The 10,214-nt window shown below is 74.9% G+C and carries 12 protein-coding genes; 7 read left to right on the forward strand and 5 right to left on the reverse strand.

Annotated features, from left to right (window positions below):
• Window positions 1–4: 4 nt before the first annotated feature.
• Window positions 5–445: a hemerythrin domain-containing protein gene (locus ACTMS2_RS24745; protein ID WP_441177603.1), complete on the reverse strand. Its 441-nt coding sequence runs from the start codon at window positions 443–445 to the stop codon at window positions 5–7.
• A gap of 287 nt (window positions 446–732) precedes the next feature.
• Here ACTMS2_RS24745 and ACTMS2_RS24750 point away from each other — a divergent pair, with 287 nt between their 5' ends.
• From ACTMS2_RS24750 to ACTMS2_RS24765, 4 genes are all read left to right on the forward strand, one after another.
• A complete protein-coding gene (locus tag ACTMS2_RS24750; RefSeq protein ID WP_441177534.1) occupies window positions 733–939 on the forward strand; it encodes a hypothetical protein in 207 nt (68 codons plus the stop codon).
• Window positions 940–1,083: 144 nt separating this feature from the next.
• Window positions 1,084–1,848 (forward strand): rod shape-determining protein, encoded by a 765-nt coding sequence (locus ACTMS2_RS24755; protein WP_441177535.1) that lies wholly within the window; start codon window positions 1,084–1,086, stop codon window positions 1,846–1,848.
• Between the two features lie 117 nt (window positions 1,849–1,965).
• On the forward strand, window positions 1,966–2,241 hold the full coding sequence (locus ACTMS2_RS24760) for a potassium transporter TrkA (RefSeq protein ID WP_357718634.1): 276 nt from the start codon (window positions 1,966–1,968) through the stop codon (window positions 2,239–2,241).
• A gap of 28 nt (window positions 2,242–2,269) precedes the next feature.
• The gene (locus ACTMS2_RS24765) at window positions 2,270–2,443 is read left to right on the forward strand and encodes a hypothetical protein (protein ID WP_441177536.1); all 174 of its coding nucleotides are present in this window, start codon (window positions 2,270–2,272) and stop codon (window positions 2,441–2,443) included.
• 3 nt (window positions 2,444–2,446) lie between these two features.
• On the opposite strand, the gene ACTMS2_RS24770 is transcribed toward ACTMS2_RS24765, so the two are convergent.
• The 4 genes from ACTMS2_RS24770 to ACTMS2_RS24785 form a co-directional block, all read right to left on the reverse strand.
• Window positions 2,447–3,028 (reverse strand): TetR/AcrR family transcriptional regulator, encoded by a 582-nt coding sequence (locus ACTMS2_RS24770; RefSeq protein ID WP_101409688.1) that lies wholly within the window; start codon window positions 3,026–3,028, stop codon window positions 2,447–2,449.
• Between the two features lie 14 nt (window positions 3,029–3,042).
• Window positions 3,043–3,720: an ABC transporter ATP-binding protein gene (locus ACTMS2_RS24775; RefSeq protein ID WP_358168520.1), complete on the reverse strand. Its 678-nt coding sequence runs from the start codon at window positions 3,718–3,720 to the stop codon at window positions 3,043–3,045.
• On the reverse strand, window positions 3,717–4,844 hold the full coding sequence (locus tag ACTMS2_RS24780) for an ABC transporter permease (RefSeq protein WP_441177604.1): 1,128 nt from the start codon (window positions 4,842–4,844) through the stop codon (window positions 3,717–3,719). The genes ACTMS2_RS24775 and ACTMS2_RS24780 overlap by 4 nt, the downstream gene beginning before the upstream one ends.
• A gap of 104 nt (window positions 4,845–4,948) precedes the next feature.
• Window positions 4,949–6,061: a DUF4185 domain-containing protein gene (locus ACTMS2_RS24785; protein WP_441177537.1), complete on the reverse strand. Its 1,113-nt coding sequence runs from the start codon at window positions 6,059–6,061 to the stop codon at window positions 4,949–4,951.
• Between the two features lie 246 nt (window positions 6,062–6,307).
• Between ACTMS2_RS24785 and ACTMS2_RS24790 the strand changes: the two genes are divergently transcribed.
• The 3 genes from ACTMS2_RS24790 (at window position 6,308) to ACTMS2_RS24800 (ending at window position 10,117) form a co-directional block, all read left to right on the forward strand.
• Window positions 6,308–8,299 (forward strand): SpoIIE family protein phosphatase, encoded by a 1,992-nt coding sequence (locus tag ACTMS2_RS24790; RefSeq protein ID WP_441177538.1) that lies wholly within the window; start codon window positions 6,308–6,310, stop codon window positions 8,297–8,299.
• Window positions 8,300–8,477: 178 nt separating this feature from the next.
• Window positions 8,478–8,819, forward strand: coding sequence for a YciI family protein (locus ACTMS2_RS24795; protein ID WP_231926197.1), 342 nt, complete (start codon window positions 8,478–8,480; stop codon window positions 8,817–8,819).
• Between the two features lie 5 nt (window positions 8,820–8,824).
• A complete protein-coding gene (locus tag ACTMS2_RS24800) occupies window positions 8,825–10,117 on the forward strand; it encodes an RNA polymerase sigma factor (protein ID WP_441177539.1) in 1,293 nt (430 codons plus the stop codon).
• The last annotated feature ends 97 nt before the right edge of the window (window positions 10,118–10,214 follow it).

Genomic DNA, 10,214 nt, shown 5'->3' on the forward strand with positions numbered 1-10,214 from the left:
CGACCTACCGCGCGGCGCCGGCCGTCGGGGTGATCCGGTCCCACGCCGGGATGGGCAGCGCGATCACCGCGGCCGGGAAGAGCCCGTGCTCCTCGTTGTCGATGTGCCGGTGCAGCCGGTCCAGGGCGGCCAGCACCGCCGGCCAGTCCGGCGCGCAGCGGTCGACGGCGCCGAGCACACCGTGGATGTCCTCGTGCTCGGCGCAGAGCTTCTCCACCGCGTCGGCCAGGCTGCCTTCCGCCCGCAGTTCGGCGAAGAGTCCCTCCTCCTCCGTGGCGGTGTGCGGGATCAGCAAAGCCAGCAGGGCGTTGAGCGCCGCCGGCGCGTCCGCGCCCCCGGCCCGTACCGCGTCGCGCAGCCGGCCGGCGGCGTTGGCGATCGCCTCGTGCTCGACCGAGAACCGGCCGATCAGAGGGAACTCGCGGCAGCCGCAGTAGTTGCACATGCTGATCATCTCCAGGATCCGGTGGCGTCCGGTCCCATCCTCGGCGCGGCCGCGGCACCGTCGGCAGGGCCGACCGGCCCGGTACGCCGGGACGACGGGCCCGCCCCGACCGCCGCCCGCCCCACCAGCGCGCCCCCGCTGCCGCTCGCCGCTCAGCACACGCCCGCCTGTCGCGGCCGTACTACCGCCCGCCCGCCGCCCGCCGCCCGCCTGTCGGCTGTCGGCTGTCGGTGGCCCGTCGGGTGACGGCGTGGCTGGCCGGCCGGTCGCCCGGCTATGGTGGGCCCATGCAGGATCGGCACGGCCTCCGCCGCGCCGGCAAGCGGGTCTCGCTGCCGGCGCTGCTGATGCTGACCGTGCTGGTCGTGGTCCTCTCCGCGGCGCGGGCCGTCGGGCTGTGCATCGTGTTCCGGCGTACGCGACGGGCCGTCCCCGGCTGCGTGCCCGCGTGGTCGGCCGACCGCGCTCCGCCCGGACTGACGTTCGCCGTCTGAAGCCCGTCCGCCTTCCCGCGTCCCACGACGCGGGCCCGTGGCTTGGAGCGCCATGCCCACCCTGCACCACGATCGATCCATCCTGCCCCGCTCCGTCGGCGACGGAGCCCGGGTCATGCCCGCCCCGCGACGGGGGTGGTGAGCATGCTGGCCCCCGGCGCGTACGCCCGCCTCGGCCTGCGCCATCCCGTCGCCCTCGACCTGGGCACCTCGACGGTGCGGCTGTGGACGCCGACGTCCGGCACGGTCGTCGCCGAGCCCGCCGTCGTCGCGTGGAACTCGGCCGGCGCCCAGGCCGTCGGGCGGGCCGCCATCGCGATGCGCGACACCGGTGACGTGAAACTGGCGTGGCCGGTGCGGCACGGCGTGGTGACCGACTTCTTCGCCTGCGTACACCTGCTGCGGGTGGTGGCCGCGGCCAGCGGACGGCCCGGCGACGACGTCTCCCCGGTCGTGGTCGGCGTGCCGGCCACCGCCACGCTGCGGCAGAAGGACCTCCTCGTCGCGGCGGTCCGCCACGCGTTCGGCGGGCGCGTCGCCACGGTGGAGGAACCGCTGGCCGCCGCCCTGGCCTGCCGGGCCGACCTCGACGGCGACGACGTGGTGGCCGTCGACATCGGACAGGGCCGCACCGAGATCGCCCACATCGCCGACCGCGCGGTCGAGGCGGCCGAGCGCGTCGACGTGCCCAACGCCCTCGACCAGGTGCCGCTGATCGCCGCCGCGGTACGACGCCTGGGGGCGCGGCCCGTGTGGCCGGGGCGCCGCCGGCTGCTGATCACCGGCGGCGGGGCCGTGCACCCCGAACTCGGCGCCCGACTGGCGGCGCTGACCGGTCGGGTCGTCACGATGCCCATCGATCCGCACCTGGCCACGCTCGTCGGCCTGCGCCTGCTGCTCACCGGCTGAGGCGGTGGGGCGACCGCACGGCCTGCGGTGCCGTGCGGTCGCCCCACCGCGCCGCCCCACCGCACCGCGCCGGGACCGAACCGTCCCGGCCCCTCCCCGCATCCCCTGGAGTTTCCGATGGACGTCGAACTGACCCCGCTGCCCGGCATCGGCACCCGCCGCATGTTCACCACCGCCGCCGGACTGCGCGTCGGGGTGGTGACCCACCACGCGGGCGGCCGGCGCGAGCTGGTCCACTCCGACGGCGAGGACCCCGACGCCACCCGCAGCATCACGCTGGAACGCGACGAGGCCGTCGTCCTGGCCGGACTGCTGGGTCTGCTCGACGCCCTCGACGTCACCGGCCCGGGAGCCGGAGTTCCGGCGACGACTACCCCAGCCGTCGGCGGGTAAGCCGCCCGACCGGCCGGGGGAGGAGCGGGTGCTGGTGGCGGTCCGGGAGGCCGGTGAGGCGTGCCGCCAGGACATGGGCTTCTCCGGCACCATCGTCGTGTCCCAGCTGCGGACCATCGCCAACGACCTGCTGCGCGCCAGGGGCGTCCCCCGCGACGAGGCGCGCCGGCTGGTCCGCCGGGCCGCCGCCGGACACCGGTGACGCTCAGCCCTGCTGTCGTAGGTAGGGGCCCAGAAGCTCCCGGGTGAGGGCGAGCACGGCGGCTTCCGGGGTGCCGTTCTCGATCATCTGTGAGGACGCGTAGACCACCGCCTGGACCAGCTCCGCCGCGGCGGCCGGGTCGCTCGCGCCGTGCTCGGCCAGGGCCGCCACCAGCGGCGTACGCAACTGGTCGTGCAGGACGCGACTCTCCTCGGCGAGGACGGCGCCCGGCACGCTGGCGGCGAGCCCGCGCATGACCGCGTGCTCGCCCTGCGCGACGAGCCGCAGGTTGGCCTCGACGTAGGCCAGCACCCGCCCGCCCGGGTCGGTGGCCCGGTCCATCTGCTGCGTGACGTACGCCGACCACTCCGGGAACATGTCGGCGATGACGGCGTTGAGCAGGTCCTCCCGCGACTTGAAGTACTGGTAGACGCTGGGGCGCGCCAGGCCTGTCCGCTTGCCCACCTCGGCCAGGCTCGGCGCCCGCGCCCCGCTCTCCGCGAGGATCTCCCGGGCCGCCGCCAGGATCGCCCGCCGCTGCCGGGCACGGTGCTCGGCCACCGTGGGCGCCTGGATCTTCGGCACGGAACCCCCCATCGTCACGGCACGGGCATCAGCCGCCCGTCGATCATCTCGTACACCGTCGTGCAGTGGCGCAGCACGTCGTGGTCGTGGGTGACCATGACGGTGGCGACGTCGTTCTCCTTGGTCTCGCGGGCGAGCAGCTCCACCACCTCGTGACTGCGGGCACGGTCGAGGGCGGCGGTCGGCTCGTCCACCAAGAGTAGTCGCGGCCGGTTGACCAGGGCACGGGCGATGCCGACACGCTGCCGTTCGCCACCCGAGAGCTGGTGCGGTCGACGGTTCGCCTTGTGGGCCATCCCGACCTCGTCGAGCAGGGCCGTCGCCTCGCGGGCCCGGGAGCCGTGACCGCCGAAGCGGGCCGGCAACCGCAGCTGGTCCACGGCGGTCAGCGCGGGAATGAGGTTGCTGGACTGGAACACGAAGCCGACGAACTCCCGGCGCAGGGCCGCCCGCGCCCGCGCGCTCGGCACGGTCATGTCCCGCCCGGCGAGCGTGACCGAACCCGACGTCGGGACGGTCAGCCCGCCGGCCACCGCGAGCAGGCTGGACTTGCCGGCCCCCGAGGGGCCGACGACCGCGACGAACTGCCCGGGGGCGACGGTCAGGTCGACGCCGTCCAGGGCCGGTACGGTGTCGTCGCCGTCGCCGAAGCGCAGGCTCACGCCGCGCATGACCAGTCCGGTGTCGGTCATCGGTTCGCTCCCAGTGCGGTCAGCGGATCCACCGCGGCGATCCGGACGATGGCCACGGCCGCTCCGGCCAGGCCGAGGACGAGCAGGAGGAGGGCGGCCACCGCGATCGCCGGCGCGCTGAGCGCGAACGGGATGCCGCTGCCGACCAGGCTGCCGGCGGCGGTGCCGACCGCGACGCCCGCGCCGACGGCGAGCAGCAGCAACGCGAGGGCCTGGGCCAGCCCGTCGCGCAGCAGGTATCCCGTCGGAGCGCCCATGGCCCGCAGCACGGCGATCTCCGCGCGGCGTTGGATGGTCCACACGGTGAAGAAGGCGCCGACCACCAGCGCGGAGATGGCGTAGAGGAACCATTCGATCAGGCGCAGGGTCGACGTCTCGGCGGTGTATCCGGGCGAGGCGCCGTACGCCTGGGTGCGGGACAGGCTCTCGGTGCCGGCGGCACGGTCACCGGCCGCCAGGTCGACCTCGGCGCCGTCGGCGGCCCGCACCGCCACGGCGGTGATCTCGTCGTAGGTGCCGCCCGGTACGGGTTCGCCGGGACGGACGCCGGCCTTGATCTCCTGCCAGATCCGCAGCGGCAGGTAGGCCACGTCGACGTGACCGAACGTGTGCTGCTCGGCCATGGCGCCCACCACCGTGAGCCGGGTGCCGATCCGGTCGACGGTGACCGTGTCGCCCACCCGCAGCCCGGCCTCGATCGCGGTACGGCTCACCACGATCCCGTCGGCGGCGTCCAGCCGGGCGCCCTCGGCCACGGGCGGGGAGAGGAACGAGTCGGTGGGTACGCCGAACAACGCGAGGTCGATCTCCACGCCCGAGTCGCTGCGGGCGTTGATCAGCGCGTTGCCGAAGGGCGCCGCGTCGGCGACCCGGGGCTGCGCCTTCCACGAGTCGACCGCGGAGACGTCGATGACGCTGCGGGAGAACGCCGAATCGTGCTGCACCCCGTCGGCGAAGGCGAAGGAGGTCGCCGGGATGCGCTGGAGCCCCGACACGCCGTCATTCACCAGGCCCGTGGAGAGCCCGGACAGCAGCACCACCAGCACCGCGATGAGCGCGACGACCGCCCCCATCAGGCCGAACCGGGCCTTGGCGAACCGCAGTTCGCGTACCGCTAGGAACATGCCCACCACCGGGGGCGCAATTTTACCGACTGCATGTCGGCATCGTACCAACATGCTGTCGGCATCTTTCCCCGGCGCCGTCGGTCAGGCCGGGCGGCGCCTGGCTACGCCGACCCGACGAACTGGCTGACGTGGTAGGCGGTGCTGCGGTTGTCGGACGTCCTGGTCCACTTCGAGACCATGAGGTGCAGGTCGTTGGCCCGTCGGCTGGACCACGGGTGGATGAAGCCGCCGTAGAGGCCGGGCTCCTGCCAGGAGGTGACCTGGACCTTCTCCGCCGTCCAGACCCGGTCCGGCCCGTCCGCCGTGCGGGTGACGACGCAGCCGGTGGCGCAGTTGAGGTACGACATCACCCAGGTACCGTCGGCCAGCCGTCGCACCGAGGGCTCGCCGAAACGGCCGGTCAGGATCGGCGTGCACGGGCGGCCCCAGCCCCAGTTGCTGCCGTTGAAGCCCCAGCCCTCGTACGACTCGGGGAAGAACAGCCGGTCCCAGCGGACCCGGCGCAGCATCATCGGCCCGTGCTGGCGGCCGGCGCGTACCGAGAAGACGTACACCCAGTCGCCGTCGCGCTGCATCGTCCACATCTGGAACGGGTCGGTGTTGGCGGCGTCGTTCCACCACTTCAGCGGCGTACGGATGAAGTCGTTGCCGTTGTCGCTGTAGGCCAGCCCGGCGTAGCGCGAGCGCCAGTGCGGCCCGGCCGGGCCGGCGGAGTGCCAGTTCTCGATGCTCATGTACGACACGAGCTGGCGGCCGGTCTCGGGGAAGGCGATGCCGTCGTTGGGGATGACGGTCACCTCCCACAGGCCGTCGATGCCGATCCCGTGGTGGCCGTTGTGCATCAGCTCCGGGGCCCGGCCGTTGCCGGCGACGCGGGCGGCGCTGTCGAAGACGATCCCGCCGGCGGCGCCGGGGTGCACGGCGGAGCGCAGCATCACCGGCGAGCGCCAGTCGTTGGGCACCGGCGGGCCCTCGGGCCACGGCGTGTCGAACGTGTCGCCGAACAGGTAGCCGATCGACCCGTTCTCCAGCACGTACGGGATGCCGAGGTCCGTGCCCGCGACCCGCCACCGGTGGTTGGTGTCGAGGTCGGCGCCCGTCAGGCGCTTCTTCCAGGAGGCGGCCCGGGCCACGCCGGGGGCGAGGACCGGCGCTACGGCCGTGGCCACGCCGGCGGCGGCGACCGTGCCGAGCAGGGAGCGGCGGGAGATCATGGTGACCATCCTCTTCGTGCGGGTTCCCGGAAGGCCGCGGACGCGGGAAGCGCACCGCTAGTTATCGATGTCGATGTAGGGCTGGAACCTACGGCCAGCCGCCCGGCAGGGTCAAGGACCTGCCCGCCCGGCGGCCCGTGGCGCGTCGGCGGGCGAGGGTCGCGACGCCGCCCGGGGTGGATTGGACGGGGCGGGCGCGGGCATGACAGGGTTCTGGTGGTGCGCACGGGTAAGGGGTAGGCGTCTGTGGTCGATCCGCGTACACGCTGGTCCTCCGGCGATCCGCAGGCGGTGCTCGACGGGTTCGAGCAGCTGCCCGGATTCGTGTGGATCTTCGAGGGTCCCGAGCTGCGGGTGGTGGCCGCGAACCCGGCCGTACGCGCCGCCGTCGGCAACCGCAGCGGCCTGCTCGGCGAGCCCTTCCGGTCGGCGGTGCCGGAACTCGCCGGCCAGCACATCTTCGAGCTGCTCGACCAGGCCCTGCACGGCGTCCGTTCGCACGGCTACGAGCAGCGCGTCCTGACCGACCGCAACGGCGACGGCAGGCTGACGGAGGCCTTCTACACGTTCGACATGGCGCCCTGGCGCAACCCCGACGGCTCGGTACGCGGGGTGATCGTGCAGGCCGTCGACGCGACCCCCGTGGTGGTCGCCCGGCAGGCCGCCGAGGCTGCCGCCGCCACCGCCGAGCGCCGCTACCGGCAGGCCGCCGGCCTGGTCCTGGAGCTGCAACGCAGCCTCCTGCCCGACATGCTGCCCGTCCTGCCGCACGTCCAGGTCGCCGCGCACTACCTCGTCGCGAGCAGCGACCTCGTCGCCGGCGGGGACTGGTTCGACGCCGTTCCCCTGCCCGACGGGCGGCTCGCGCTGACCGTCGGCGACGTCGTCGGGCACGGCGCCGCCGCCGCGGCCGCCATGGGCCAGCTGCGTACGGTCGCCCGGCAGGCGTTGCAGTCGGGCGGCGACCTGCCACAGGTGCTGGCCGTCCTGAACGACTTCGCGGCCCGCACCCACGCGACCCGGGCGGCCACCACCTGCCTCGCGATCCTCGACCCGGGCACGGGCACCCTCGAGGTGGCCAGTCACGCGCACCCCGCGCCCCTGGTCGTCGGCCCGAGCGGCGACGGCCGGTACCTGCCGCTGACGCCCGCCGGGCCGTTGGGCACCGGAGCCGATCCCGCCCCGGTCCACACCTGCCGGCTGCGGGCCGACGACGTCCTGCTGCTCTACACCGACGGCCTGATCGAACGACCCCGGCGAAACCTGCACGACGGCGCCCGCATCCTGGCCGACGCCGCGGCGGGGGCCCGGCGGGCGATCCTGCACGAGGCCACGACCGTCCCGCAGCGGCTGCCCGACCGGATCTGCACCCTGGTCACGGAACGTCTCGCCCTGGCCGGCGGCGGCTTCGGCGACGACACCACGCTCCTCGCCGCCCACCTCCTGCCGGCGCCCGTCGCGCCCCTGCACGTGACCCTGCCCGCCGAGACGGCGGCGCTGCGCCCGATGCGCCGGCACCTGGGCGACTGGCTGGCCCGGATCGGGGCCAGCGTCCCCGACGCCAGCGACCTCGTGCACGCTACGGGGGAGGCCGTCACCAACGCCGTCGACCACGCCTACCCGAGCGGTACGCCGGGAACGTTCACGCTGCACGGCACGCTGGACCACCAGGGCGTCGTGCACGTCAGCTGCGCCGACCAGGGACGGTGGCGCCCGCCGGGCGCCGACCCGGGCGGCCGCGGCCGCGGGCTGACGATGATCCGCGGACTCGTCGACCGGGCGGAGGTCCGCCACACCGAGACCGGCACCACCGTCAGCATGCACCGGCACATCGGCCAGCGGACCACGGTGAGCACCGTGGCCGCCGCCCAGGCCGCCGGACCCCACAAGCAGGCCACCGCCGCCGAGGAGTTCGTCGTCACCGTGGTCGAGACACCGACGGGCCGGGTGCTGCGGGTGCAGGGGCCGGTGGACCTGGCCACCGGCCCCGCGCTGCGTGCCGCGATCATGCAGGCCAGTCGCGGCGGCAGCCTGCCGCTGACCATCGACCTCACCCCCGTCACCCACCTGAGCAGCACCGGCGTGCGGATCCTGCACGAGGTCGACCGGATCATCGCGCACCTGCGTGTCACCGCCACCCCGCAGAGCCCGGCCCACGCCGTACTGGAGCTGACCGGGCTGCGCCACCTCCTGCCGCAGGCCGGCACGGACGCCACCCACGAGGGGGCACGCCCGTAGCCGGCGGGGGTGGCTCGCGCGGGATCGTCCCGGGAACAGGGACCGCGCCGGGCCCGGCGCGGAAAAATCCCGGGTGGGGTGTCCAATCGGCCGTCCCCCGTCCGTAGTGATGGCGTACGGCGTCGCCCGGAACGGCAGGGGCGACGCGACACGGAAGGGGAGTGGGATCGTGAAGTACATGTTGCTCATCAACGCGGGGGCGGTCGACGGGGACGGCGGCGCCGCCGGCTGCGAGGTCGGGGACTGGATGGCGTACGACAAGCAGGTGCGCGAGGCGGGGATCCTCGTCTCCGGCGAGTCGCTGGCCGACCTGGTCACCGCCACCACGGTCCGGGTCGGCCCGGACGGCAGGCGGACCGTCACGGACGGGCCGTTCGCCGAGACCCGCGAGATCCTCGGCGGTTTCTACGTGATCGACGTGCCGGACCTCGACGTCGCGCTCGACTGGGCGGCGCGCTGCCCCGGCGCGCGCGCGGGCGGCTCCGTCGTGGTCCGGCCGGTCGCCGACTTCGCGGGCTGAGCGCGGTGGGCGTGACGCCCGCCGGCAACGGGGGGACGGACGAGGCGCCGGCGGCGGTCGTGGAGGCCGTGTTCCGGGAGGAACGCGGCCGGCTGCTGGCGGCCCTCGTCCGCCGCTTCGGCGACCTCGACCTCGCCGAGGAGGTCACCTCCGAGGCCGTCGAGACGGCGTTGGCGCGGTGGCCGGTCGACGGCGTCCCGCCCCGGCCGGGCGCCTGGCTGATGACCACGGCGCGGCGCAGGGCCGTCGACCGGCTGCGTCGGGACCAGGCCCTCGCCGTACGGCTGGCCGTCCTCCAGGCGGAGGCGGACCGCGCGGACCCCGCCCCCGCCGTCGGGGCGGGTGACGAGCTGCCGGACGAGCGGCTCCAGCTCTTCTTCACCTGCGCCCATCCCGCGCTCGCCGCCGAGTACCGGGGGGCGCTGACCCTGCGCTACCTGGCCGGCCTGACCACGCCCGAGGTGGCCCGCGCCTTCCTGGTGCCGACGGAGACGATGGCCAAGCGGATCACCCGGGCGAAGAAGAAGATCCACGAGGCGCGGATCCCGTTCCGCGTTCCCGAGGCGGGCGAGCTGCCGCAACGGTTGCCGGGGGTGCTCCAGGCGGTGTACTCGATCTTCACCGAGGGCTACGCGGCCAGCGGGGGCCCTCGCCTGCAACGGCTCGACCTCGCCGAGGAGGCCGTCCGGCTGGCCCGGATCCTGCGCCGGCTGCTGCCCGCCCAGCGGGAGGTCGCCGGGCTGCTCGCGCTCATGCTGCTCGTCCACGCCCGCCGCGACGCCCGCACCGGCCCCGACGACGAGCTGGTGCTGCTCGACGAGCAGGACCGTGGCCGCTGGGACCGCCGGATGATCGCCGAGGGCCTCGCCCTGGTGCCCGTCGCGCTGACCGGCGGTCCGCCCGGCCCGTACGGGGTGCAGGCCGCGATCGCCGCCCTGCACGTCGAGGCGGCGGACCTCGCCACCACCGACTGGCCGCAGATCGTCGCGCTCTACGACGTGCTGCTCGCCCTCGCGCCGTCCCCGGTCGTCGCGCTCAACCGGGCCGCCGCCGTGGCGATGCGCGACGGCCCGGAGGCGGGCCTGGCGCTGCTGGACGAGTTGGCCGGCGAGCCGCTGCTGCGGGGCCACCACCCGTACCCGGCCGCCCGGGCCGACCTGCTGCACCGCCTCGGCCGGCACGCCGAGGCCGCCGAGGCGTACCGGGAGGCGCTCGCCCTGGCCGGCACCGAGCCGGAGCGGGCCCTGCTGCGCCGCAGGCTGGACGCGATCGGAGGGCCCGGCGCGTCGCCGGCGTGACGGCCGCCCGACCGGTTCCCGCGCCCCGGACGGGACAAGGCGGGCCCGTGAGGACCCGCCTTGCCACTGTTGGTGACCACCAGAGGACTTGAACCCC

Source organism: Micromonospora sp. SD12 (assembly GCF_052068495.1).
Lineage (GTDB): Bacteria > Actinomycetota > Actinomycetes > Mycobacteriales > Micromonosporaceae > Micromonospora > Micromonospora echinofusca.

Coding starts and splice junctions, on each gene's coding strand:
- ACTMS2_RS24775 (WP_358168520.1), bottom strand. CDS start 3,720: ATGACCGACACCGGACTGGTCATGCGCGGCGTGAGCCTGCGCTTCGGC.
- ACTMS2_RS24745 (WP_441177603.1), bottom strand. CDS start 445: ATGTGCAACTACTGCGGCTGCCGCGAGTTCCCTCTGATCGGCCGGTTC.
- ACTMS2_RS24755 (WP_441177535.1), top strand. CDS start 1,084: ATGCTGGCCCCCGGCGCGTACGCCCGCCTCGGCCTGCGCCATCCCGTC.
- ACTMS2_RS24785 (WP_441177537.1), bottom strand. CDS start 6,061: ATGATCTCCCGCCGCTCCCTGCTCGGCACGGTCGCCGCCGCCGGCGTG.
- ACTMS2_RS24760 (WP_357718634.1), top strand. CDS start 1,966: ATGGACGTCGAACTGACCCCGCTGCCCGGCATCGGCACCCGCCGCATG.
- ACTMS2_RS24795 (WP_231926197.1), top strand. CDS start 8,478: ATGTTGCTCATCAACGCGGGGGCGGTCGACGGGGACGGCGGCGCCGCC.
- ACTMS2_RS24750 (WP_441177534.1), top strand. CDS start 733: ATGCAGGATCGGCACGGCCTCCGCCGCGCCGGCAAGCGGGTCTCGCTG.
- ACTMS2_RS24780 (WP_441177604.1), bottom strand. CDS start 4,844: ATGTTCCTAGCGGTACGCGAACTGCGGTTCGCCAAGGCCCGGTTCGGC.